The following is a 23774-nucleotide window of genomic DNA, read 5'->3' as shown; positions in this document are numbered from 1 at the left end:
GCCCCGAACCGGCCGTAGCCGCCCTCATCGGTCACCACGACATGAGATCACCTACAAGGCAACGCCGCTCGACGTTCAGCCCTTAGCGCCGGATCGGGCGGTCCTGTTCCTCGACCCCCAACACCATGAGGCTGCACGAGGGCATCGGCTACGTCACCCCCGACGACGAACACCACGGACGCGGCAAAGCCATCAGAGCCCCACGCCGAGCCGGCCTGACCGCCGCCCGACAACAGCGCCTTGCCACCAACCGCGAGCTACGAAAGGATCATCCATGACAGCCCGCCAGTGGTTGGGTATTACGACCCCGAACTGGTGCATTTGGTCAGACGCACCTCGGTCTCGCAACTGCTCGAGACCGAGCCCGACCGGGACATCTCCTCGCTACGGCTGGTCGCCTGCGGCGGCTCGGCCGTTCCGGTTTCGTTGATGCGCGATTTCGAAGACAAGTACGGCGTGCCGATCCTGCAGGCGTGGGGGATGACCGAGACCTCTCCGCTGGCCACCGTCGCCCGCCCGCCCGCCGGCGCCGACGAATCCGAGCAGTGGGCGTTGCGGGCCACGCAGGGCAGGGCGGTCTGCGGCGTGCAGCTGCGCATCCACGACGACGACGACCGGCCCGTGCCCCACGACAACACAGCGGTCGGCGAGATCCAGGTCCGCGGGCCGTGGATCACCGGGTCCTACTTCCGTGACGACGATCCCGACAAGTTCGATCAGGGCTGGCTGCGTACCGGCGACGTCGGCCGGATCGACGGTCGCGGCTTCATGACCCTGACCGACCGAGCCAAGGACGTCATCAAGTCCGGCGGGGAATGGATCTCCTCGGTCGAACTGGAGAACATCCTCATCGCGCACCCCAGCGTCGTGGAGGCCGTCGTGGTCGGGGTCCCGGACGACAAGTGGCAGGAACGCCCGCTGGCGGCAGTGGTCGTCAAGTCCGGGGCCGAGGTGACACCCGCCGAACTCTGCGCCTTCCTGGACGGCAAGGTCGCCAAGTGGTGGCTGCCCGAGCGGTGGACCTTCGTCGACGACGTGCCGCGCACCAGCGTCGGCAAGTACGACAAGAAGCTGATCCGCTCGCGGTACGCCGCCGGCGAATACGAGCTGCGGGGTCCGACATAGCTGACCTCGGGCGGGCGAGCACCGCTCACGTGCCCGTCTCGGCGGCGAGACACGACCACGCGCACGCCGTCAGCAACTCGACGACCCGTTCGTCGTCGAGGCCGCTGGAGTAGAACAGCACCGAGTGGATCGCGCCAATCGCCGCGTGCACCAGCTGCCGCGCCTCGGTGTCGTTCAGCCCCGGCCGGGACGACGTGAGCACGTGCACCCATTCCTCCAGGTAGAGCCGCTGTTTGCGTGAGAGCCGTACGCGGTCCTCGTCGGGCAGGTTGCGGATGTCCTGGTGATAGACCTGCAGCAGCTGCCGATGCGCCAGCGCGAACTCGACGTGGCCGGCGACGAGCAGGTCGAGCGCGCGCCGCGGGTCATCGGTCGAGTCGACCGCAGCGCTCGCGTTCTCGGACAGGGTGTTGATCACCTGGTCGAACAGCGCGACCAGGACCGACGCCTTGTTGACGAAGTGGCGGTAGATCCCGGATCCGACGATGCCGGCCGCCGACCCGATCTCGGCCAAGGACACCGAGTGGTAGCCGCGCCTGCCGATGAGTTCGGCGGCGGCCCGCAGGATCCGTTCCTTGCGGGCAGGATCGCGCCGCCGCTCTCGCGGGCCGAGATCGGCGACCCGTTCGGGGACGGCGTCGGTCATCTGCTCACCCGATCGCGCACAGCCTGTGAACCAGCCGCGCGGTCGGCGGTCCGGTGATCGTCCGGGGCGATTCCCGCGGCGCGAGGCACGCGCCGCGGCCCCGGGGGGCCGCACGGCTCGAGCGCGGCAGCCATCAGGACGACCGCGCGGGCTTCCGGCCGGGCCGTGCGACGGACTCCGAAAACCGTCTCGTGCTCGACGAGGGCGGCGCGACCGGAGGACCACGTCATGTCGCGGACCGCTCGGCCCGGCGCCGGTGGTCGGTGGCGATCGAGAAGCCCATGACTACCTCCAGTGTACGAGCCGGGCCGGAACGTCGACCATGCGTGAGCGCAGGTACTCACCGAGGCCCTTGGCCTGTGGATCGGGACGCGTCGAGCTGGCCACGCCCTCGCCGAGCAACCCGACGACGACGAAGTTCAGCGCGCGCAGGTTGGCCAGCTCGTAGCGCTGCACATCCAAGCCGCCGGCTTCGGGCAGCAGGGTGCGGAACGTGTCGACGGTGAGGAACGTGCGCAGCCATGTCCACGTCTCGTCGTCACGAGCCCACAGCCCGACGTTGGCGTTGCCGCCCTTGTCGCCGGAGCGCGCACCGCAGACCGCACCCAGCGGGACGCGTTCGGTCGCCTCCTCGGCCGGCGCGCCGGCCACGGACTCGGCCGTGTCGTGTCGGCGGGGACCGGTCGGCGTGTGCTCGACGTCGACCGTCGCGCCGTCGAGCAGGACGGCCCGGTGGTGCACGGCCGCGTTCGGCACAAGGGCCGGCCAGTAGACGCCGTAGGCCGATTCCGGTGACGGCGGCGTGGTGGTGTGAAAACCGGCGAAACCGGCCAACGCGAGTTCGAGCACGGCGCCGGAGAACCGGCGTCCGACCTTCTTCGGGTCGTCGTCCTTCACGGTGATGCGCAGGTGCGCGGTGGCCTCGGCGTTGACGGCGGCGTCCGCCGTGTCGAAGCGCAACAGTTGAACGTCGACGTCGGCGAACTGCTCTTTGCCGCCGAGGATGTCGAACGCAAGCTTCTCGGCCCATGCGGCCTTCTCGGCGATGTCCAGACCGGTGAGGACGAGCGTCATCGTGTTGCGGAAGCCCCCTGCGAAGTTGATCGCAACCTTCGTGGTGTCCGGCGGCGGGCTGCCCCGCGTGCCGCTGATCGTCACCCGGTCGGGGCCGGTCTGCTCGAGCCGGGCGGTGTCGAAGTGAGTGATCACGTCCGGGTTGGCGTACGCCGGCTGGGCGATCTCGTAGAGCAGCTGCGCGGTGACGGTGCCGACCGACACCAGGCCACCCGTACCGGGGTGCTTGGTGATCACCGACGAGCCGTCCGCGGCGACCTCGGCGATCGGGAAGCCCGGGTAGCGGCGGTCGGTGATCTCGGCCAGGAACGAGTAGTTGCCGCCGCAGGCCTGCGGCCCGCATTCGATGACGTGACCGGCCGCGACCGCACCGGCCAGCTCGTCGAACGCGTCGCGCGCCCAACCGTGCCACCAGGCGGCAGGGCCGACCACCAGCGACGCGTCGGTGACGCGGGGACAGACGACGATGTCGGCACCGGCCCCGAGAGCGGCCGCGATGCCCCACCCGCCGAGGTAGGCGTTCGCGGTGACGGGCGTAGCGCCGGACGCGGCCAGCGTCTCGCCGGTGTCGAGGTTCGCGAGATCGTGACCGGCGGCCTGCAGCTCACCGAGCGTCGGCAGCAGGTCGTCACCCGAGACGTAGGCGATCTTCGGGTGCAGCCCGAGCCGCTCGGCGAGTTGCGTGAACTTCTCGGCCAACCCGGCCGGGTTCAGGCCGCCGGCGTTGTTGACGATCTTGATGCCGCGATCGAGGCAGGTGCCGAGCACCTGCTCCAGCTGGCCGAGCACTGACCGGGCGTAGCCGGCCGAGTCGTCCTTCTGCCGCGCCTTCCACAGGATGAGCATCGTCAGCTCGGCCAGGTAGTCGCCGGTGAGGACGTCGATCGGCCCGCCCTCGACCATCTCGCGCGAAGCCGCGTCGCGGTCGCCGTAGAAGCCGGACGCGTTGCCGATGAGGACGGGGCGGGTCACGAGGCGGTGTCCCGCAGCGGCGGCCGGCCCGGACCGGGCGCGCCGGCGAAGGCCTGCGCGATCGTCAGCCACTCGGTGGCGGTCTCACCGACCGCGGTGAGGGCGAGGTCGACCCGGTGTCGGCGCTGGGTGACGAGCAGGCAGAAGTCCAGCGCGGGGCCGGTGACGCGGTCGACGGCGTCGTCCGGGCCCCATTGCCAGGTGCTGCCGTCGGGAGCGTCGAGCTCCACCCGGACGGGGGTCTCGGGTACCGGGCGGCCGTGCAGGCCGAAGACGAACCCGAACGTCCGGGTACCGAGGTGAGCGATGTGCTTGAGGCGCGGCGTCGCCGGGCGCTGCACGCCGAGTGCGTCGACGACGTCCTGACCGTGCGCCCACGTCTCCATCAATCGTGCGGTCAGCGACGAGGCAGGGGCCATGTCGGGTCCGTACCACGGCAATCGGACCTCGGGGTCGACTTCGGCGAAGCCCGTAAGCATGTCGTGACGTGCGGTGCGGAACCACGCCAGCAGATCGGAGCCCTCGCGGTGGCGGTGCGCGGCGGCGACGCGGTCGGGGAAGTCGAAGCCGCCCTTGACCAGTTCGGCCGCCTCGCGACGAAAACGGTCGGGGTCGGTCGCCGCGAGCAGGGCCGCCTCGTCGAAGTGGGCGAGATGACTGACCTGGTCGGCGATGCTCCATCCCTGCGCAGGCGTCGCCAGTCGCCATTGTTCGTCGGTCAGCGGCGCGAGGATCGCGTCGAGGTCCGCGGTCTCGGCGGCGAGGTCGTCGAGCAGGGGGGTGAGGTCGGCGGGCATCAGCGGCCCGTCCAGACCGGCGCACGCTTGTCGCGGAACGCGGCAGGGCCCTCCTGGGCGTCGGCACTGTGGTAGACCGGCTCCCAGATCTTCTCCGCCTTTTCCAGGGCGTCGGCCATCGACGACTCGCGTGACAGGTACGCGGTGCGCTTGGCCGCGGCGACCGACAGCGGGGCGTTGGCCGCGATGCGTTCGGCGAGGTCCTGCACGTGGGGCACGAGGTCCTTCGGGTCGACGACGTGGTTGACGAGCCCGACCTCGTACGCGCGCTGCGCGGTCAGCGGATCGCCGGTGAGCAGGATTTCCATGGCGACACGAGGCGGCACCAGCCACGACAGCGGCGCAGCCCATGGTGAGCCGCGCCCGATCTTGACCTCGGTAACGGCGAACTTCGCCGTCGATGCCGCGACCACGAGGTCGCAGTTCTGGGCGAGCAGGAAGCCGCCGGCGTAGGCGACGCCGTTGACGGCCGCGATCGTCGGCTTGGTGACCTCGATGTTGCGCCCGAACTGGGGTGCGAAGTCGGGGGGCGGGACCGTCAGTGCGGAATCGGCCATTTCCTTGAGATCGCCACCGGCGCAGAACGCCGTGTCGCCCGCGCCGGTGAGCACCAGCACGCGAGCACGGTCGTCGGCTTCGAAGGTGCGTACACCGGCGAAGAGTCCCTCGCGGACGGCTGCCGACAGCGCGTTACGGGCTTCGGGACGATCGATGGTCAGCCAGGCGATGCCGTTGACCAGTTCGTAGCGGACGACATCGGTCATGCGTCAACCTCCTCGAGCACGGCCAGCACCATGCCGGTCTCGACCTGGTCGCCGGCAGCGACGTGTAGTTCGACCATCGTGCCGGGGCCCGGCGCGGCGATGGTGTGCTCCATCTTCATGGCCTCGATGGCGACGATGCGGGTACCGGCCGCGACGACGTCACCGACCGCGACCTCGACGCGGGCGACCGTGCCGGGCATGGGAGCAAGCAGCGATCCGGCCGCGGCGGCCGCAGCGGGGTCGGGGAATCGTTCGTCCTCGGTGAGCGTGGTGTGCCCGCCCGCGGCGTCGACGTGGACGACGGCTTCGTGTCGGGTGACCCGGATGCGCCGGCGACGGCCATCCACCTCGAGATCCACCAACGTCGGCGACGCCGACCACAGCCGCACCGACGGCAGGTCGACGCCGTCGACCGTCGCCGTGAGGCCCGAACGGGTGACCCGGTACCTCGTCTCGATCGTGCGGTCGCCGATCGTCCACGTGGCCGACTGGGACGCGGACGGATTGTTGCGCCAGCCCGAAGGCAGCGTGGTGAGCACCGCGGCCTCGCACCGGCGCCCGGCCTGTGCGGCCAGCGCCGCGGCCAGCGCGTGCAGGGGCACGACGTCGGGCCCGGCGAGCAGCTGTTCGGGAGAATGACGGGTGAGGTAGCCGGTGTCGATGTCGCCGTTGGTGAACTCGGACTCGCGCAACACCGCGACCAGCAGCGCGCGGTTGGTGGTCACGCCGTGCAGGGTGGCGCGGTCGAGGGCCGTCGCGAGGGTGCGCCGGGCATGATCGCGGGTCGGGCCGAACGCGATGACCTTGGCCAGCATCGAGTCGTAGAAGGTCGACACCGTGGTCTTGGACTCGAAACCTGCGTCGATCCGCAACCCGTCCGCAGGCGGGATCTCGAACGTGTCGATGGCACCGCTCGCGGGCAGACAGCCGGCCGGGACGTCCTCGGCGTAGAGCCGGGCCTCGATGGCGTGCCCCCGGAACGTGGCCTCGGTGACCTCGCGCGGGAGCGGTTCGCCCGCGGCGACTCGCAGCTGCACCTCGACCAGATCGAGGCCGGTGATCGCCTCGGTGACCGGGTGCTCCACCTGCAAGCGGGTGTTCACCTCGAGGAACCAGAAGTTACCGGCCGAGTCGAGGACGAATTCGACGGTGCCGGCACCGACGTACCCGATCGCCTTGCCGGCGGCCACCGCCGCGTCGCAGAGTTTCGCGCGCAGCGCCCCGTCGACCGCGGGCGACGGCGCCTCCTCGATGATCTTCTGGAAACGCCGCTGGATCGAGCACTCGCGCTCGAACAGGTGCACCACGGTTCCTTCGATGTCGCCGAAGATCTGCACCTCGATGTGGCGGGGAGCGTCGACGAAGCGCTCGAGAAACACCGTGCCGTTGCCGAACGCGGCCGCGGCCTCGCGCCGGGCCGACGCCACCTCGGCGACGACCTCGTCGCGCGAACGGACGATCCGCATGCCGCGTCCGCCCCCGCCGAACGCGGCCTTGACCAGGACGGGGAAGCCGACGTCCTCGGCCGCCGCGATCAGCTTGTCGTCGGCGGGGTCGTCGTCTCCGGAGAAGACCGCGCCGGGCAGGACGGGCACCCCGGCGTCGGCCATGAGCTTCTTGGCCGACGTCTTGGAGCCCATCGACTCGATGGCCTCCGGTGACGGCCCGACGAAGGTCAGTCCGGCAGCTGCGCACGCGCGGGCGAAATCGGCGTTCTCGGACAGGAAGCCGTAGCCGGGGTGCACGGCGTCGGCACCGGTCGCCTCGGCTGCGGCCAGGATCGCGTCCACGCGCAAATAGGTCTCGCCCGGCGTGGAACCGGGCAGGTGCACGGCCTCGTCGGCCTCGCGCACGAAGGGCAGGTCGGCGTCGGGATCGGAGAAGACCGCGACGGTCGCGATGTCCATCGCGCGGGCGGTGCGGATCACGCGCGCGGCGATCTCGCCGCGGTTGGCGACGAGCAGACGGGTGATGGTCATGGCGCTGCGGTCACATCCGGAAGACGCCGAAACCGCGGCGTCCCGTGACGGGCCCGGAATGGGCGGCGGACAAGGACAACCCGAGCACCGTACGGGTGTCGCGGGGATCGATCACGCCGTCGTCGAAGAGCCTGGCCGAGACGTGGAAGGCGTGCGATTCGCGCCCGATCTGGGCCTCGATGGCTTGCCGGTTCTTCTCGTCGGCGGCCACGTCGAAGTCGCGTCCGCGACTGGCGGCCGACTCCTTGCCGACGATCGACATCACACCGGCCAGCTGCGCCGCACCCATCACGGCCAGTTTGGCGTTGGCCCAGGCGAACATGAACCGTGGGTCATAGGCACGTCCAGACATGCCGTAGTTGCCGGCGCCGAAGGACGCGCCGAGATTCATCGTGATGTGCGGGACGTCGGAGTTGGTGACGGCGTTGATCATCTTCGCGCCGTCCTTGATGATCCCGCCCTGCTCGTACTCCTTGCCGACCATGTAGCCGGTGGTGTTCTGCAGGAACACCAGCGGGGTGTCGCTCTGGTTGGCCAGCAGGATGAATTCACTGGCCTTCTTCGCCTCGTCGCTGAACAGCACGCCGCGTGCGTTGGCGAGGACGCCCACCGGAAAACCGTGGATGGAGGCCCATCCGGTGACGATGCTGGTTCCGTAGCGTGGTTTGTACTCACCGAAGCGGGATCCGTCGACGACGCGGGCGAGGACGTCGCGCGGGTCGAAGGGCACCCGGAAGTCGCCGGACGCGATCCCGAGCAGCTCCTCGGGGTCGTAGAGCGGTTCATCGGCGGGCAGGATGGGGCCGGGGCCGAGCTTGGTCCAGCGCACTTCGGCGATGATCTCGCGGCCGAGCCTGATCGCGTCCCGCTCGTCGACGGCGAAGTGGTCGGCGACGCCGGAGACGCGCGAGTGCATGTCGGCGCCGCCGAGGGACTCGTCGTCGGCGTCTTCGCCGGTGGCCATCTTGACCAGCGGCGGCCCGCCGAGGAAGACCTTGGCCGCCTGGTCGACCAGTACCGAGTAGTCACACATGCCCGGGACGTACGCACCGCCGGCGGTCGAGTTTCCGAAGACCAGCGCGATGGTCGTGATGCCCATGGCCGAGAGCTCGCTGAGGTCATGGAAGATCTTGCCGGCCGGGACGAACAGCTCGCCCTGGGTGGGCAGGTCGGCGCCGCCGGACTCGACCAGGTTGATCACGGGCAGCCGGTTCGTCCGTGCGATCTCGAGCGCGCGCAGGATCTTCTTCAGCGAGTACGGGTTCATCGAGCCGCCGCGAACGGTCGGGTCGTGCGCGATGAGCACGCACTCGACCCCCGACACCACCCCGATTGCCGTCACCACTGCAGCACCGACGGTGAACTGCGTGCCCCAGGCGGCGAGCGACGACAGTTCGAGCACCGGGGAGTCGCGGTCGACGAGCAACTCGATGCGTTCGTGGACGAGCAGTTTGCCCCGGGAACGGTGGCGCTCGGCGTAGCGCTCACCACCGCCGGCGCGCACGAGTTCGAGTTGCTCGTCCAGGGCGGCGATGGCAGCGAGTTGAGCGGTGCGGTTGGCGAGGTAGGTCTCGGTGCGGGTGTCGACCGCGGAACGCAGGACCGTCATGCGCTGAATGTAAACCACGGTTCACTTCGAAGTCAAGGAGGCACCCCGAATGCGGATTCAACCTTCCTCATGTGACCTCGGTCATTCTACGGTGACGTGATGGTGAACCCTGGATCACAACACGGCGACCTGTCGTCTGCCGATCCGCCCTGTCCTGTCGACGTCACGAGCCTGCACCACCGTCGCGCGGTGCGCAGGTGGGAGCGCACCAGCGTCGGCGACCTGCTCGAGCGGCTGACGTGGAGTGTTCCCGACCAGGACGCGATCGTCGGTCGGGACGGGGCCTACGCCGACACGCGGTACTCCCGGCTGACCTATCGCACCGCCGACGCCCTGGCCAACCGGGTGGCCAACGGTCTGCTCGCGCGCGGCCTGTCGCGCGGAGATGCCGTCATGCTGTTCTGCGAGAACTCCGTCGAGGCCTTCGTGAGCAAGCTGGCCATCGCCAAGGCCGGCCTGGTGTGCGCATCGGTCAACCCGCGATGGCACCGGACATGATCGCGTCCATGGTGGCGTTGACCGCACCCGCGGCCGCGCTCGTCGACGCCGAACTCTGGCCGGGGGCGAAGAAGACGTTCGCCGCGGCCGGGGTACCGGTTGCGATCACCATCCCGTTCGGCGGCGGTGCGGTCGCGGGCAGCGCGAGCTTCGCCGAGTTCGAGACCGGACAGCCGTCGACGGAGCCCGACGTCGAGATCCGCGGCGACGACATCTGGGAGATCTTGTTCACCTCGGGCACCACCGCCATGCCCAAGGGTGTGATGATCTCTCACACCTCGAGCTACCTGTGCGCCTACGGGTTCGCGCTGTCGCTGACGCGTGGCCTGCAGTTCGAGTCCGACCTGCGGATGGGCATCGGCCTGCCGATGATCTACCACATTGGCAGCCAGATCTTCACGTTCAGCACGTTCCTGTCCGGCGGCACGATCGTGCTGTGTCGACGTCCTGACCCGGTTGCGCTCGTCGAGATGATCGCCGATGAACGCGTCACCGCGCTGTGGGCCGGGTCGCCGGCGATGGTCGGCACCGTCGACAAGCTCCTCGATGCCCGACCCGAGCTGGACGCCACCACGCTGAGCGTCGTCGTCTACGGCTGGGCTGCGCTTCCGCCGTCGGTACTCACGTCGCTGAAGGGCCACTGCGGCGAGGGCCTCACCGCGTTCGAGATCTTCGGCCAGACCGAATCGATCTCGTGCCACCGCTTCTGGCCCGACCGCTGGCCCGAGCTCTACGCCGCCACCGCGCCGCAGGACAACTACGTCGGTGTCCCGAGCCCGTTGCTCGCCTCGACGGTCGTCGACCCGTTCGGCGAGGATCTCGTCGGCACGCCCGGCGTCGCCGGAGAAGCCGTCTACCGCTCGCCGTCGATGATGGCCGGCTACTACCGCGACCCGGCGGCCACCGCGGAGGCCCTGCGCGGCGGGTGGTTCCACTCCGGCGACAGCTGCAAATACGACGACGACGGCCTGCGGGTCATGATCGACCGCTACAAGGACATCGTGAAGACCGGTGGCGAGAACGTGTCGAGCCTGCGGGTCGAATCGGTGCTGAACCAGCACCCCGGCGTGGCGAAGGCCGTCGTGGTCGGGCTGCCGCACGAACGCTGGGGTGAAGCCGTCACTGCCGTCGTGGTTCTCGAGGACGGTGCCACGGTCGACCCCGTCGAACTGATCGCGTGGTGCCGTGACCGTCTGGCCGGCTACGAGACCCCCAAGGGCGTGATCTTCGTCGACACGCGTCATCCTTTCCGTCATCGGCACCGTCGTCGGTGTCGTGGCTCTGCTGAGCTTCAAGACCGAAGGTCAGGTGGCCACCGCCACCGGCGGTCTGCCGTCTGCCGCCCTGCCCGGGAGTTCTGCCGCCACGACGACCAACCCGACCTCGACCGGCGCGTCCTCGACCGGTAGGGGTGCACCGCCGGACCCGTCCAAGACCACCAGCAACACCTCGGCCGCAGTGCCGACGGCGAGCAGCCCGACCAGCCTCAGCTATACCGGGGTGGCCGTTCCCCACGCGCGAGATACGACCGGGGTGGGTGCCTCCTCTAACCCGAGGACGGCGGTGCTCTCCCGACCAAGAAAGTTCCTTGCCCGGCGCCTGCCGCTTCCCAACGGCCAGTCCCTACACCCCACGACCACAACCCAGCAGCGGAGCTTCGTTTCACGAGGCATCAACGGAGGTTCACGCGATTCACCCGCCCGGTCTGCCCCTCGCCCGTAGCCCCCGGCTGGAACGGGGACCCTTAGGCTTTCCCCTGAGCTTCGAACCCCTCCGTTACCAGAGACGCACGTCAGGGCGGGGCCAGGCCACGAGCACGGACCCAGAACTACGCAGCCGACATCGTCGGCCCTCCTATCAGCGAGTTCGCTCGCAACGTGCGACCTCGTGTCGCAACCTCATCCACGAATACCACCAAGCGGCCTGAACACCCATCAACACACCGCGATCAGCGTTCTTGAACAGCACAGGTCCGTAGCGGCCGGCCGGGCCGCTACGGACCGAGGCACGTAACAGGGCGACTCATTCCTGTGCCGCGTCGCGCAATGCAGCTACCGCGTCGGCTTCCAGGCGGACGAGGCGATCGGCCGTCGCGGCGAGCAGGGTCAGGTCCGGCTGGTCGGCCTTTGCAACCAGACCCAGACCCGACCATTCATCTGCACAGAGCGCGTAGGCTTCGCCGGCCCTTGCGAACGAGACGTCCCCGGTCCGTTCTGCGACCTCGAGACAGAAGTCGGCCTGCAGTCGACGGAACAGACCACCGCCGGTGCCTGCCTTCTCGATGAACACCGGTAGCGAGCGCACGGCGGCAGCCGTGCCGTCCGGGCCGAGCGTGTCCGGCCATGCGCTGATGTCCGACGCGAACCTCTTGACCCCGTCCATCATGCTCGCGCTGACGGCGTTCACCGGCAACGATGCGGGGTCTACCAGTGGGCGATCCTCACTGGTGAGGTAGCCGGCGGCGGCGCCGGCCGCCGATCTCGCGCAACCGAGAAGATCAGGCAGCTCGGCCGGGAACCGCATCGGGAACGTCGCGTGGCGGTTCGGCGCCGGGAACCCGGGCGACGAGCGGGCGCGGGCCAGTGCTTCGAGCGGGACGCGCTGGACGTCGGGGCGGTCGTTGTCGACCACGAACGCCACGCCGGCATCGTCGTCGTATCCGATCACCACGATGTCGTGCATCGTGTTCGTCAACCGAACGCGTAGGTAGGGCAGTTCGGCAATGTCAGCCCACACCATGACGGGGCGGCCTTGATCGAGTTCGTCGGTCACCCAACGCCATCCCGCATCCGAATCGTCAGTCTGGCGGCGGTCCGCCTCGAGGCCCAGCCGGCGGCACAGGTCGAGTTCCATCTCGCCGTTGCGTCCGACGAGATAGACGGGAGGCTCCAGCCCCGGCATCCTCATGTACAGAAAGGACAAGGCGCCGCCGAGACCGAAGACGAGCGCCTCACTGGGCGGGTCGCCCCAGCCCAGTCCCGCCCAGTCAAGCAGGTCGCGAAGGGCTCCCGAGCCGCAGTGCCCGGCCATCCGGTGCGGGTACGGATCGATCAGCACGTGGGTCACGAACGCTCCCAAGGGTAGGTCGGCGGCAAGCCGTGAGTGCTGGGCATCAGGGCGCGCCTAGGTTGTCGGGCATCGCGACGCCCACACCCCGAAGCGCACCTGCGGCCATGACTTGCATGAGGTCGGCCAGCCGCGCGCGGGCGATGGCGTCCTTGATGTAGATGGTGCCGTTGAGCATCGAGATCAGGAGTTTGACGGTTGCGCGCACGTCGGCGTCGGGGAGGTCGCAGCGTGTCGCGACGGCCTGGCACCAGAGGTTCTCGTACTCGCGTTGGCGATTGCGCAGGGCTCGGTACTCCCGGGCTGGAAGTTCTCGCTGCTCGCGGAAGTACACGGCCAGTGCCAACCGTTCCCGAATGGCGAACTCGAGGTGGGCGCCCACCAACCGCGCGAGCGTCGTGGCGCCGGACCCGGTGTCCGCGATGATCGCCTGGGCGTTGGCGAGCAGCGAGTCCATCACTGTCTCGCACAGCGTGAGCAGCAGGTCGGCCTTGCTGCCGAAGTGCCGGTAGAGGCCGGGTCCGGAGATGCCGGCCGCCTGGCCGATGGCGTCGGTGCTCACCGCGTGGTAGCCGTTGGCGGCGAACAACTCGGTGGCGACGTGCAGCAGTTGGACCTTGCGAGGCGACGGCGCACGGTCGGCGAGCGAGCTCCGCGTCGCCTCCTTCGGTTGCGTCATGCCGGTATCAATCCTGTCCGGGTTGCTGGTCCAACCACTGGTGGAAGCGTCGGTAGTGCGTCTCGGGATCACGCTCGACGAAGCGGCCCTCGGCGCGGCACAGGGGTCCAGTTGCTCCGGGCAGGGCGATCTCGGCACGGATGATCCAGTGCCCGCGCTCGTCGCGTGACTGTGGCCAAGCTCGGATCTGCAGTTCACGTTCAAGCGGAACCGGGCGTAGGAAGTCCACCTCCAGTCGGGCGGTCACGGCAAGGACATCCACGCTCATCGGTACCGCACCGCAGGCCTCGTCGAAGGCCCCCATCACCGAACCGCCATGGGTGACACCGCCGGACCCTTCGTGTTCGGGCGAGAACTCGACGGTGCCGACCACCCCAGAGTCGCCGTCGCGGCGCAGCGACAATCCGAACCGGCACCGTCCGGCGGGGCGGCACCCGACGCAGAGCGTCCTACCGAACTCCAGGCTGAACAGCCTGTCACCGACGCCCGCGCCGACCGTATCGTGCGAAGCAGTCACATCATCAGTCATGGCACGATGTTAGCCACTGCTAACGCCTTGCACGCGTTGCGACGGTGAACGACACCGCGGGCCCGTCGTCGCCGACGACGTTGCCGGACAACGTCGCGGTCGCACCCTCGCCGGAGCGCCGAGCACACACCGTGGCGGTCTGGCCGGCGTAGATCGACCGCTGCATGCGCATCTCGCGCCGGGAGATCACTGCGTCCTGGCCCAGCCATTCGGTCACCGCACGGTCGATGAGGCCGTGGTAGAACAGCGTGGAGAGGTAGATCGTGCGCTGCCCTTGGGACCGGGCGTAGTCGGGATTGTGGTGGCCCGGGAACCAGTCCCAGGTTGCGGCGGCGTTGTGAACGACGCGCCGATAGTCGATGTCCAGCGTCACCGGGGGCAGATCGTCACCGGCCGCGAGGTCGGGAAGCAGCGCGTCCGATCCTGCCGCCGTGTGCGTGGCGCCCGCCCCGGAGTGGCTGTCGGCAGTGACGTCGTAGCGGAAGATGACGTTGGTGTTGATGGCCACGGGTTGCTCACCGTCTCCGGCGTAGGTCGTGCGGGTGGTGATGAAGTGCCCTTCGCCGAGCCTGGTGCGTTTGGGCTCGCTGACATCGAGCAACTCGTCCACCCACGAAACCATCTCGCCAACCCGTACCTTGCGCTCGAACCGGGTGTCGGTCGAGACGTTGATGATGTGGTGGCCGGGCAGGGGGACCTCGAGGGCTGCGAGGGTCGGCCTCCGCTTGGCGGTGGGGTGCCAGGGCAGGGGCATCGACCACGTCATGAGCAGGCCCCAGGGCGCCTCGTCGCCGTTCCAGTACGCAGGGTTTGCGTCCTCCACCAGCGCGCAGAAGTCCAGGATCATCGCGCGGTTGACGGCGAGCGCCGCGTACCGGCGTTCCCACACCCGGCCGCACCATGAGCGGCCCTCTTCGCTGGTACCGAAGCGGAGGCCGAGGCCGGTCACGTCCCTGTCCGACATGAATCGACACTAGCAGATCATGCTAGCGGCTGCTAACCTCTCCACCATGCCGACACCGCTGGCCACTCTCGCAGGCTTCGCCGAGATCGCCCCGGACCGTCTCGATCGGCCGTTCCTCGACCTGCATCTGCAGGCTGCGGTCCACGCATTGCGCGACGCTGAGCTCGATCCGGCAGACGTCGACGGCTTGCTCGTGGTGGGGTCGATGATGGGTGAGTCGATCGAGCACACCTTCCTTTCCGAGGAGATCCAGGACAGCCTTGGTCTCGGCAATCTGCGACTGCAACTCGGCGTGCAACTCGGTGGCGGCAGCCATCTGGCCATGCTCGGTGTAGCGACCCGGGCGATCCAGGCCGGCCAGGCGTCGGCGGTGTTGTGCGTGTCGGCGGGGGTCTTCCCGCCGATTCGTGACGTGGGCCGCCAGTTGATGGCCATGACGTGCCATCCTGACTACGAGTTGCCGTACGCCCCGTCGATCCCGACTTTGTACGGGCTGATCGCACAGGCTTGGCTGGACGACACCGGCCAGTCCCGCGAGGTGCTGGCGGAGGCGGTGGTCGCCCAGCAGAACTGGGCGCGATCGCATCCGACTGCGATCGGTGCGGCGGCCGGCGCCCTGTCGGTCGAGGATGTGCTGGCTGCCCGTCCCATCGCCGGCCCGTTCGGGTACCTCGACTGCTCCATCCCGTGCGAGGGTGGCGGCGCGTTCGTGCTGGTCTCACCGGACCGGGCGCGGTCGCTGCCGCACCGGCCGGTACACGTGGTGGGCCTGGGCGAGGGGCACACGCACGGTTTCGTGACGTCGATGCCGGATCTGTCGCGTACCGGCGCGATCCGTTCGGGCGCCACCGCTTTCGCTCAAGCAGGGGTGCGGCCAAGGGATGTGCACCTCGCCCAGTTGTACGACGCGTTCAGCTCGAACCCGCTGATGTTGCTCGAGGAGTTGGGCATTGCCGAGCGGGGCAAGGCGGTCGACCTGTACCGGGACGGGTCCACCCATCCGGGTGGACGACTGCCGGTGAACACCAACGGCGGGTTGTTGCGCTTCGGCCACTCCGGCACTGCCTCGGGAATCTGCGGGGTCCTCGAGGCATATCAGCAGATGACCGGTCGGGCAGCGGGCATCCAGGTCGACCGTACTGACCTGGCGGTCGTGCATGCCTACGGGTCGATGCTGTGCAGCCACGTCACTGTCATCCTGGAGGCTGCGTGACCACCTATCTGACCGGTCTGGCCGACCCCGCGGTGCTCCCGCGGGTCGACGAGGTCAACCGCGGGCATTTCGAAGCGGCGGCCGAGGGCCGGCTTGCGGTGCGACGCTGCACCTCGTGCGGCGCGCTGTTCCACTACCCGCGCCCCTACTGCCCGCATTGCCACAGTGACGCGCTGGTCTGGGAGAACCTCAGCGGACGGGGCACGGTGCTGGTCGCGGCCCCCGTGCACCGGCCGCCGTGGGACGACCTGCCGCGCAGCGTCCCGTACACCGTGGTGATCGTGCGGTTGGACGAGGGCCCACAGCTGCTTTCCACCGTCGAGCAGCTCGAACCCGCCGACGTCGTGCCCGGGCTGCCTGTGCAGGCCGCGTTCGAACGGGTCGGTGCGCTCGGTCTGGTGCGTTTCGTGCCGGCCGCGGCAGAGTGAATCAAGGAGATCGCGATATGGCTGCGCAGAACCTGGCCAAGAATCTGATCGGGCGGGTCAATGTCGGGGACATGCTGACCCGCACCGCGTGGCGACGGCCCGACCATGAGGCGGTGGTGGACGGGGCGCGCCGACTCACCTACCGACAGCTCAACGCCGAGGTCAACCGACTGGCACACGCGCTGGTGCGGGCCGGCTATCAGCGCGGTGACGTGCTGGCGCTCGCCAGCGGCAACAGTGTCGAGTTCCTGCTGACCTACTTCGCTTGCGCCAAGACGGGCGTGGTGTGTGTTCCGGTCAACCTGGCTTGGGGACCCGCCGAAACTGCGTACGTCATAGGTCACTCCCGAGCCCGCGGTGTCGTCGTGGAAACCCAGCTCACCGGACTCGTCGCGGCCGCACTGGACCGTCTCGAGGGTGCCCCAGTCGGCGATGTGATCGTGGCGCCGGGGACTGTGGTCGAGTGGCAGCCGTCGGCTTCGGCGCGTTGGCAGACGCTCGCCGAGTTCACTGCGGGGGCCGCCGATACCGAGCCGGATTGCCTTGTCGATGACCGCGACGCGCTCACGTACCTGTACACCAGTGGAACGACGTCGGCGCCCAAGGGCGTGGTGAGTAGCCACATCGCGGTCTACATCGAATCGCTCACCGCACCACTCGTACTTCGTCTGGACGGCGAGGACCGCTCGGCCGTCATGATGCCGCTGTTCCACACCGCCCAGCTCAACGGCTTCACGACTGGGCTGCTGTACATGGGCGGCACCGTCGTGCTGATGCGCGCATTCGAGCCCGCGGCACTCCTCGAGATCATCGAGAGCGAACGCGTCACCCAGGTATTCGGGCTGCCGATGATGTACCGCGCCATGCTCGATCACCCGGACATCGCCAAGCGCGACCTGTCCAGCCTGCGGCTGGCGCTCTACGCGATGGCGCCGATGCCCGACACCGACCTGAAACGTGCGATGGAGGTGTTCGGGTGCGACTTCGCGCTCGGGTTCGGGCAGACCGAGATGAATCCGATCACGACGATCTTCCCGCCCGAGTACCAGCTCACCCACGCCGGCTCGGTCGGCCTGCCTGTGCCCAACGTCCAGGTCGGGGTCATGGACGACGCAGGCAACCTGCTGCCTCAGGGCGAGACGGGCGAGATCGTCTACCGCGGGCCGCATGCCATGGAGGGCTACCTACGCAATGCCGAAGCGACGGCCGAGGCTTTCGCCGGCGGATGGTTTCACTCCGGCGACGTCGGCCGGTTCGACGCCGATGGCCTGCTGTGGTTCGCCGACCGCAAGAAGGACGTGATCAAGAGCGGCGGGGAGAACGTCGCCTCGATCGAGGTTGAGAAGGCGCTGTACGAGGCCGAGCCCCGCATCCAGGAGGTCGTGGTCGTCGGGCTGCCGCACGAGCGGTGGTCCGAGGCGATCGCAGCGATCGTCACACCCAAACCGGGCAGCGACCTGACCGAGGAAGACGTGCTGACCGCGGCCCGCAGCCGACTCTCCGGGTTCAAGGTGCCAAAGGCCGTCATCTTCACCGACGCCCTGCCCCGAACCGCCACCGGCAAGATCCAGAAGAACGTGCTGCGCCAGCAACACCAGGAGCACTTCCGGCTGTGACCACCTCAGCGCATCGCCGGCCGACGTCAAGTCCAATACCCGCCGAGCGTCCCGCGGAAGACCACGATATCCGGCGCACCGTGCGGCCGGGAGAAGGAGTATCAGCGATGGAACTGCAGGAATCCGAGGAACGACGCGCTCTGCGCCAGGCGGTAGCCGCGATCGGCGCGTCCTTCGGCCACGACTACTACCTCGAGAAGTCCCTGGCCGGTGAGAAGACCACGGAGTTGTGGCAGGCCGTCGGCAAGCTGGGCTTCATCGGAGTCAACATCGCCGAGGAGTACGGCGGCGGCGGCGGCGGCATCTACGAACTGCATGCGGTCGGCGAGGAACTCGCCGCAGCGGGCTGCCCGCTGCTGATGACGGTCGTCTCGCCGGCGATCTGCGGCACGATCATCCAGTCGTTCGGCACACCCGAGCAGAAGACGCGCTGGCTGCCGCGCCTCGCGTCGGGCGAGATGATCATGGCCTTCGCGATCACCGAGCCCGACGCCGGCTCCAACTCGCACAACATCTCCACGACCGCGCGGCGCGACGGTGGCGACTGGGTCATCCGCGGTACCAAGTACTTCATCTCCGGTGTTGACGAGGCCGAATACGTCCTGGTCGTCACCCGCACCGGCACCGACGAACGGGGCAAGGGGCGGCTGAGCCTGGTTGTGGTGCCGACCGACGCGCCGGGGCTGGAGAAGTCACTCATCTCGGTGCAGGCGGTGACCCCGGAGAAGCAGTTCACGCTGTTCTTCGATGACGTGCGGGTTCCGGCCGAGAACTTCGTCGGCGAAGAGAACGACGGCCTGCGCCAGGTGTTCCAGGGGCTCAACCCGGAACGCATCATGGGCGCGGCACTGGGAACGGGCATCGGGCGCTACGCACTGGACAAGGCCGCCGCGTACGCCAGGGAGCGCTCGGTCTGGAACGTTCCGATCGGCGCGCACCAGGGCGTGGCCCATCCGCTCGCGCACGCGAAGATCCAGCTCGAGTTGGCTCGCCTGATGACCCAGCGTGCGGCGCTGCTGCACGACGCCGGTGACCGCGATGCCGGCGAGGCCGCGAACATGGCCAAATACGCAGGCGCCGAGGCCGGGATCCTCGCTCTGGACCAGGCGATTCAGACGCATGGTGGTAACGGCCTGGCCACCGAGTATGGGCTGGCCACACTCTGGGGTCCGGCGCGGCTGATGCGAACCGCGCCGATAAGCCGCGAGATGATCCTCAACTTCGTCGCCCAGCACAGCCTCGGCCTCCCGAAGTCGTACTGAGGCCGAAGGGCCGGTGGGAGCACAGATGGATCAGGGACTGGGGAGCTGGGTCAGCAAGCGTGCGTTTCTCAACGGCGACAAGTGCGCGCTGGTCGCCGCCGATGGCGAGATCACCTACGCCGGACTGGACGAAGCCACCAATCAACTGGCGTCGGCATTGATGGGACTGGGCATCCGGAAGGGTGACCGGATTGCAGCCCTACTTCTGAACAGCGCGGAGTTCGTGCAACTGCTCGTCGCCTGCGCGAAACTCGGTGCGGTCCTCGTACCGGTCAACGTTCGGCTGTCAGCCGCCGAGATCGGCTACATCCTCGCTGACTCGGGGGCTGACGTGTTCGCCTTGCACGGCGCGCTCTCGGCTGCCGGTCGGGCCGCGCTGGCCGAGGCGGGCGTGCGGGTGCGATCGGTAGTCGTGGTCGACGGCGAGGCCTCCACGGGTGAGCACGACTTCCACCGGTTGCTGGAATCTGGGGATACAGCCGAAATCGGCGCGGACGTCTCACCGACCGACACGGCGATGATCATGTACACGTCGGGAACCACCGGGCGTCCCAAGGGCGCGATGCTGACGCACGACAACCTGCTGTGGAACGCCATCAATGTGCTGGGCACCGAGACCGGCCTGAACTCGGCCGATGTGACGCTCGCGGTCGCGCCGATGTTTCACATCGGCGGGCTCGGGGTTCACACCCTGCCACTGCTCTATGTGGGCGGTACCAGCGTGATCATGCCCGCGTTCGATCCCGCAGCGACGCTCGCGGCGATGGTCCGCCATCGGGTCACGGTGCAGTTCATGGTGCCGGCGATGTGGACGGCGGTGACGCAGGTCCGCGACTTCGACTCCTTCGACCTGTCGGCGTTGCGCCTGGCGATGGGAGGTGGTTCCCCATGCCCGCTGCCGATGATCGAATTCCTGCAAGACCACGGCATCCCGTTCACCGAAGGCTTCGGGATGACCGAGACCGCTCCACTGGTGTGCATTCTCGACGCCGGCCACGTGCGTTCCAAGTCCGGATCGATCGGCAGGGTCGCCATGCATGTCCAGGCTCGAATCGTCGATGACAACGACCGCGACGTCGCACCCGAAACGGTCGGTGAACTCGTTGTGCGGGGCGCCAACGTCTTCGCGGGCTATTGGATGAACCCGACGGCAACCGCCGAGGCGTTTCGCGGCGGTTGGTTCCACACCGGCGACCTCGGCCGGATGGATACCGAGGGCTTCGTCACCCTCGTCGACCGCAAGAAGGACATGATCATCTCCGGTGGCGAGAACGTGTACCCGATCGAGGTCGAACAGGTGCTCTTTCGCCACCCCGGAGTCATCGACGCCGCGGTCATCGGCGGCCCTGACCCGAAGTGGGGTGAGCAGGTCGTCGCAGTGGTCGTCGTCGACCCGGACGCCGTAGTGGCGCCGACTGCCGACGATCTCATCGGCTGGTGCCGTGACAGACTGGCGCACTTCAAGTGCCCCCGTGAGGTGCACGTGGTCACCGAGTTGCCGCGCAATGCGACCGGCAAGCTGCTCAAGCGCGACTTGCGCCGTCAGTTCACCGGCGTCGAAGGCGGAGTCGTGCTCAGGTAGTTCCCCAGGTCGATCACGCGAGCGACTGGCGGCGCTAGTAGGCCGTCGCTTCTAAAGGGCTGGGTATAGGTGCCGGAGTTTGATGCGGGCGTTGCTGGTGGTGAACCTCCAGTCGACTTGGCGCTCGTCGGCGTTCGTGGCGCGGGCCCAGGCGGCGAGCTCCTCGTTGAGGACCTCGAGTTCGGGGATGCGCCGGCCGAGGCATTGCTTGGTCAGGCAGGACAGCTCGATCTCGGCGATGTTGAGCCAGGATCCGTGCTTGGGGGTGTGGTGGATCTCCAACCTGCCGGCCAGTGCGTAGGCCTTCTGCGGTGGGAATGCCTGATAGAGGGAGGCGATCGAGTGGGTGTTGAGGTTGTCCATGACCAGGACGACCTTGTCCGCGTCGGGGTACTCGACGCTCAGGAGATGTTCGACGCCGTGGGCCCAGTCGATTCGGGTGCGGGTGGACTCGGCGTAGGCGCGGCGCCAACCGCGTAGGGGTTCGGCCCACACGAAGATCGAGCAGGTGTTGGGGGTCGAGGAACAGGACCGCCCGATCCGGCGCTAAGGGCTGAACGTCGAGCGGCGTTGCCTTGTAGGTGATCTCATGTCGTGGTGACCGATGAGGGCGGCTACGGCCGGTTCGGGGCGTTGTCCCGCGTTGAGTTGGAACGGTTCTTCTATCTCGACGACGAGGACCGGCGGTTGATCGCGGCGCGGCGTCGGGACTATAACCGGCTGGGCTTCGCGCTCCAGGTCGTGACCGTCCGCCAGTTGGGCATGTTCCTGGCCGACCCGCTCGACGTGCCCCCCGAGCTGATCGACTACCTCGCCGAGCAGCTGGGTATCGAGGACTCCTCGTGCGTGAAGCAATACACCGAACGGGAGAAGACCAAACTCGAACACGCCTGGGAGATCCAGCGTAAGTATGGCCTGACCCCGTACGCCGACGTGGAGTCGGAGCTCGCGGCCTGGGTCGCGGACCAGGCGTGGATGACCGGCGACGGCCCGAAGGCGATGTTCGCCGGGGCGGTCGAGTGGCTGCGGGCCCGCCAAGCGCTGTTGCCCGGTCCCCGAACGTTGGAGCGCCTGGTCACCGACGGTCGCCAGGCCGGTGACCAGAGGCTATGGGGCCAGCTAACCGGCCACCTCAGCGCCGACACGTCGTCGGCGCTGCTGTCGCTGCTGGACGTGCCCGAGGACGTGAAACGTCGTGTCAGCGAACTGGAACGACTACGCAAGGGCGTGTTCCGGCCCAGCTCCAAGGGCATGGTCGCCGCCCTCGACCGACTGGCGGACCTGATCGCCCTCGGCGGCCATGACTTGGATGTGTCGATGGTTCCGCAGCGTCGGGTGATCGGGCTGGCCACCTATGGGTTGTCGAGCAAGGCACCTCTGCTGCGGCGCTTGGACCCGCGCGAATACCGGCTCGCGGTGATGGTGGCGACGGTGAAGGTGCTGGCGGGCAGGGCGACCGACGACGTGCTCGAGTTGTTCGACCTGCTGATGGTCGCGGATTTGATGTCGAAGGCCGAACGCGAGTCGCGTGATGAAAAGCTGCGCCGGTATCCGCGGGTCTCCCGCTACGCGGGCAAGCTCGCGGCGGCGGTGAAGGTGCTGCTGGAGATGACCGAGGTCAAACCGGACCTCAGCCTGGACATGATGTGGGACCTGATCGAGAACACGGCCACCAAGAGCGAACTGCGTGCCGCCGTCGCGGTCATCGACGAACTGGTTCCCGTCGATGACGCGGAGCTGAACGGGCAGCGCCTCGAGGAGTTGGCGGGCCGCTTGGCCACGGTCCGCGTGTTCCTGCCGTTGATGATGCGCACGGTCGTGTTCGGCGCGACGGCCGACGGTGCGCCGGTGTTCGCGGCGACGAAGACGCTGGCCGAGTTGATGACGGCGAAATCGAAGCTGCCGGCCGGCTATCTCGATGCCCGCAAGGTCGACCACGACCTGATCGGCGGGGGATGGAAAAGGTTGGTCTACCGGGAGGGACGGCCGGCGGAAACGGTGGACCGCGCCGCCTACACGCTGTGCCTGCTGGAGCAGTTCCACCGCCAGCTCAAACACCGCAGCATCTTCGCCCCGTCATCGACGCGCTGGCGCGATCCCCGCGCCCAGCTGCTCACGGGCGAGGCGTGGGAACGCGCCCGCGAGACCGGCATGAACGCGCTGAGCCTGCCGACCGAGCCGACAGCGTTGCTCGCCGACCACGCGACCGCCCTGGACACCGCCTACCGGGAGGTGGCGGCGAGGTTGGGTGGGGACGGCCCCGCGTCCGTCGATGAGGACGGCAAGCTGCATCTGGCCGCGCTCAAGGCGGTGCCCGACCCACCGTCGCTGGTCGATCTGCGGCGACGGGTCGAGGCGATGCTGCCGGAGATCGACCTACCCGAGCTGGTGTTGGAGGTCATGTCCTGGGTTCCCGGTTTCACCGAGGCGTTCACCCACGCCTCCGGAAACGACGCCCGGGTAGCCGATCTCGGGTTGTCGGTCGCGGGAGTCCTGTGCGCGAACGCGATGAACGTGGGATTCAAACCGGTGACCAGCCCCGGTGTGCCCGCGCTGACCCGCGATCGACTCCACCACGTCGACCAGAACTACGTGCGCCTGGACACATTGACCGCGGCCAACACCGCGCTCGTCGAAGCCCAGGCCGAGATCCGGTTGGCGCAGGTGTGGGGCGGTGGGCTGCTGGCCTCCATCGACGGAATCCGGTTCGTGGTTCCCGTCCGCAGCATCCACGCCAGACCGAGCCCGAAGTACTTCGGCCGCAAACGCGGCATCACCTGGTTGAACATGCTCAACGACCAGTCCGCGGGCCTGGCCGCCAAAGTGCTGTCCGGAACGCCGCGCGATTCGTTGAACGTCATCGACGTGGTGCAGCTCCAACGGGGCGGAAAAGTGCCCGAAGCCATCATCACCGACACCGGCTCATACTCCGACATCGTGTTCGGCCTGCTGCATCTGATCGGCATCAAAT

Annotated in this window: 19 protein-coding genes and 3 pseudogenes; 9 read left to right on the top strand and 13 right to left on the bottom strand. The window is 68.4% G+C overall.

Translation table 11 applies throughout. The annotated features are described in order from the left end of the window. Positions 1-267 precede the first annotated feature (267 nt). Positions 268-1125 (top strand): annotated as a pseudogene (locus WAW17_RS22315) (AMP-binding protein); the annotation flags it as partial. 25 nt (positions 1126-1150) lie between these two features. On the opposite strand, the gene WAW17_RS22310 reads toward WAW17_RS22315, so the two are convergent. The 7 genes from WAW17_RS22310 to WAW17_RS22280 are packed head-to-tail and all read right to left on the bottom strand — an operon-like array spanning position 1151 to position 8966. After that, positions 1151-1771, bottom strand: a complete 621-nt coding sequence (locus tag WAW17_RS22310) for a TetR/AcrR family transcriptional regulator (protein WP_422335089.1) — start codon at positions 1769-1771, stop codon at positions 1151-1153. After that, positions 1768-2001 carry a hypothetical protein gene (locus WAW17_RS22305; protein ID WP_422335088.1) on the bottom strand — a complete coding sequence of 78 codons (234 nt, stop codon included), beginning with the start codon at positions 1999-2001 and terminating at the stop codon, positions 1768-1770. Before WAW17_RS22305 ends, WAW17_RS22310 begins: the two co-directional genes overlap by 4 nt. 55 nt (positions 2002-2056) lie before the next feature. Then, positions 2057-3817 carry an acyclic terpene utilization AtuA family protein gene (locus tag WAW17_RS22300; protein ID WP_422335087.1) on the bottom strand — a complete coding sequence of 587 codons (1761 nt, stop codon included), beginning with the start codon at positions 3815-3817 and terminating at the stop codon, positions 2057-2059. Further along, entirely contained in the window at positions 3814-4614 is an 801-nt protein-coding gene (locus tag WAW17_RS22295) for a TIGR03084 family metal-binding protein (protein WP_422335086.1), read from the bottom strand. Before WAW17_RS22295 ends, WAW17_RS22300 begins: the two co-directional genes overlap by 4 nt. Further along, positions 4614-5378: an enoyl-CoA hydratase/isomerase family protein gene (locus WAW17_RS22290; RefSeq protein ID WP_422335085.1), complete on the bottom strand. Its 765-nt coding sequence runs from the start codon at positions 5376-5378 to the stop codon at positions 4614-4616. The genes WAW17_RS22295 and WAW17_RS22290 overlap by 1 nt, the downstream gene beginning before the upstream one ends. Beyond that, positions 5375-7357: an acetyl/propionyl/methylcrotonyl-CoA carboxylase subunit alpha gene (locus tag WAW17_RS22285; protein ID WP_422335084.1), complete on the bottom strand. Its 1983-nt coding sequence runs from the start codon at positions 7355-7357 to the stop codon at positions 5375-5377. Before WAW17_RS22285 ends, WAW17_RS22290 begins: the two co-directional genes overlap by 4 nt. 10 nt (positions 7358-7367) lie before the next feature. Continuing rightward, entirely contained in the window at positions 7368-8966 is a 1599-nt protein-coding gene (locus WAW17_RS22280) for an acyl-CoA carboxylase subunit beta (RefSeq protein ID WP_422335083.1), read from the bottom strand. A gap of 99 nt (positions 8967-9065) precedes the next feature. Between WAW17_RS22280 and WAW17_RS22275 the strand changes: the two are divergent. Together WAW17_RS22275 and WAW17_RS22270 are read left to right on the top strand one after the other, a co-directional pair. Next, a pseudogene (locus tag WAW17_RS22275) lies at positions 9066-10291 on the top strand (AMP-binding protein); the annotation flags it as partial. Positions 10292-10333: 42 nt separating this feature from the next. After that, a complete protein-coding gene (locus WAW17_RS22270; protein ID WP_422335092.1) occupies positions 10334-10873 on the top strand; it encodes an AMP-binding enzyme in 540 nt (179 codons plus the stop codon). A 613-nt stretch (positions 10874-11486) separates the two neighbouring features. Here WAW17_RS22270 and WAW17_RS22265 read toward each other — a convergent pair. The 5 genes and pseudogenes from WAW17_RS22265 to WAW17_RS22245 form a co-directional block, all read right to left on the bottom strand. Then, positions 11487-12530 (bottom strand): BtrH N-terminal domain-containing protein, encoded by a 1044-nt coding sequence (locus tag WAW17_RS22265; RefSeq protein WP_422335082.1) that lies wholly within the window; start codon positions 12528-12530, stop codon positions 11487-11489. 46 nt (positions 12531-12576) lie between these two features. Then, positions 12577-13209: a TetR/AcrR family transcriptional regulator gene (locus tag WAW17_RS22260; protein ID WP_422335081.1), complete on the bottom strand. Its 633-nt coding sequence runs from the start codon at positions 13207-13209 to the stop codon at positions 12577-12579. 7 nt (positions 13210-13216) lie between these two features. Next, entirely contained in the window at positions 13217-13738 is a 522-nt protein-coding gene (locus WAW17_RS22255; protein ID WP_422335080.1) for a PaaI family thioesterase, read from the bottom strand. Positions 13739-13757: 19 nt separating this feature from the next. Beyond that, positions 13758-14150: a hypothetical protein gene (locus tag WAW17_RS22250; RefSeq protein WP_422335091.1), complete on the bottom strand. Its 393-nt coding sequence runs from the start codon at positions 14148-14150 to the stop codon at positions 13758-13760. A 45-nt stretch (positions 14151-14195) separates the two neighbouring features. Next, positions 14196-14702 (bottom strand): annotated as a pseudogene (locus WAW17_RS22245) (FAS1-like dehydratase domain-containing protein); the annotation flags it as partial. Between the two features lie 46 nt (positions 14703-14748). On the opposite strand from WAW17_RS22245, the gene WAW17_RS22240 reads away from it, so the two are divergent. The 5 genes from WAW17_RS22240 to WAW17_RS22220 all read left to right on the top strand — a co-directional run bounded on the left by WAW17_RS22240 (position 14749) and on the right by WAW17_RS22220 (position 20803). Continuing rightward, positions 14749-15915, top strand: a complete 1167-nt coding sequence (locus WAW17_RS22240; RefSeq protein WP_422335079.1) for a thiolase family protein — start codon at positions 14749-14751, stop codon at positions 15913-15915. Further along, a complete protein-coding gene (locus WAW17_RS22235) occupies positions 15912-16343 on the top strand; it encodes a Zn-ribbon domain-containing OB-fold protein (RefSeq protein ID WP_422335078.1) in 432 nt (143 codons plus the stop codon). The genes WAW17_RS22240 and WAW17_RS22235 overlap by 4 nt, the downstream gene beginning before the upstream one ends. Before the next feature lie 17 nt (positions 16344-16360). Next, positions 16361-17959, top strand: a complete 1599-nt coding sequence (locus WAW17_RS22230) for a long-chain-fatty-acid--CoA ligase (protein WP_422335077.1) — start codon at positions 16361-16363, stop codon at positions 17957-17959. A 107-nt stretch (positions 17960-18066) separates the two neighbouring features. Beyond that, positions 18067-19221 carry an acyl-CoA dehydrogenase family protein gene (locus WAW17_RS22225; RefSeq protein ID WP_422335076.1) on the top strand — a complete coding sequence of 385 codons (1155 nt, stop codon included), beginning with the start codon at positions 18067-18069 and terminating at the stop codon, positions 19219-19221. A gap of 25 nt (positions 19222-19246) precedes the next feature. Then, positions 19247-20803, top strand: a complete 1557-nt coding sequence (locus WAW17_RS22220) for an acyl-CoA synthetase (RefSeq protein WP_422335075.1) — start codon at positions 19247-19249, stop codon at positions 20801-20803. Between the two features lie 51 nt (positions 20804-20854). Here the strand turns inward: WAW17_RS22220 and WAW17_RS22215 are convergent, their stop codons facing one another. After that, positions 20855-21343: a transposase gene (locus WAW17_RS22215; RefSeq protein WP_422335090.1), complete on the bottom strand. Its 489-nt coding sequence runs from the start codon at positions 21341-21343 to the stop codon at positions 20855-20857. Positions 21344-21400: 57 nt separating this feature from the next. Here WAW17_RS22215 and WAW17_RS22210 point away from each other — a divergent pair. Beyond that, on the top strand, positions 21401-23774 hold a 2374-nt coding region (locus WAW17_RS22210), incomplete at its 3' end, for a Tn3 family transposase (RefSeq protein WP_422335074.1).

Origin of the sequence: Rhodococcus sp. (in: high G+C Gram-positive bacteria) (genome assembly GCF_049286785.1) — a bacterium.
Classification (GTDB): Bacteria; Actinomycetota; Actinomycetes; order Mycobacteriales; family Mycobacteriaceae; genus Rhodococcus_F.
The sequence above is the reverse complement of the archived record's forward strand: the minus strand, read 5'-3'. Positions and strand labels throughout refer to the sequence as shown.

Bases quoted from the DNA above. Each gene is read 5' to 3' on its own strand.
- WAW17_RS22240 (WP_422335079.1), top strand. From the start codon at position 14,749: ATGCCGACACCGCTGGCCACTCTCGCAGGCTTCGCCGAGATCGCCCCG.
- WAW17_RS22280 (WP_422335083.1), bottom strand. From the start codon at position 8,966: ATGACGGTCCTGCGTTCCGCGGTCGACACCCGCACCGAGACCTACCTC.
- WAW17_RS22295 (WP_422335086.1), bottom strand. From the start codon at position 4,614: ATGCCCGCCGACCTCACCCCCCTGCTCGACGACCTCGCCGCCGAGACC.
- WAW17_RS22270 (WP_422335092.1), top strand. From the start codon at position 10,334: ATGATGGCCGGCTACTACCGCGACCCGGCGGCCACCGCGGAGGCCCTG.
- WAW17_RS22310 (WP_422335089.1), bottom strand. From the start codon at position 1,771: ATGACCGACGCCGTCCCCGAACGGGTCGCCGATCTCGGCCCGCGAGAG.
- WAW17_RS22255 (WP_422335080.1), bottom strand. From the start codon at position 13,738: ATGACTGATGATGTGACTGCTTCGCACGATACGGTCGGCGCGGGCGTC.
- WAW17_RS22225 (WP_422335076.1), top strand. From the start codon at position 18,067: ATGGAACTGCAGGAATCCGAGGAACGACGCGCTCTGCGCCAGGCGGTA.
- WAW17_RS22305 (WP_422335088.1), bottom strand. From the start codon at position 2,001: ATGACGTGGTCCTCCGGTCGCGCCGCCCTCGTCGAGCACGAGACGGTT.
- WAW17_RS22290 (WP_422335085.1), bottom strand. From the start codon at position 5,378: ATGACCGATGTCGTCCGCTACGAACTGGTCAACGGCATCGCCTGGCTG.
- WAW17_RS22285 (WP_422335084.1), bottom strand. From the start codon at position 7,357: ATGACCATCACCCGTCTGCTCGTCGCCAACCGCGGCGAGATCGCCGCG.
- WAW17_RS22220 (WP_422335075.1), top strand. From the start codon at position 19,247: ATGGATCAGGGACTGGGGAGCTGGGTCAGCAAGCGTGCGTTTCTCAAC.
- WAW17_RS22260 (WP_422335081.1), bottom strand. From the start codon at position 13,209: ATGACGCAACCGAAGGAGGCGACGCGGAGCTCGCTCGCCGACCGTGCG.
- WAW17_RS22230 (WP_422335077.1), top strand. From the start codon at position 16,361: ATGGCTGCGCAGAACCTGGCCAAGAATCTGATCGGGCGGGTCAATGTC.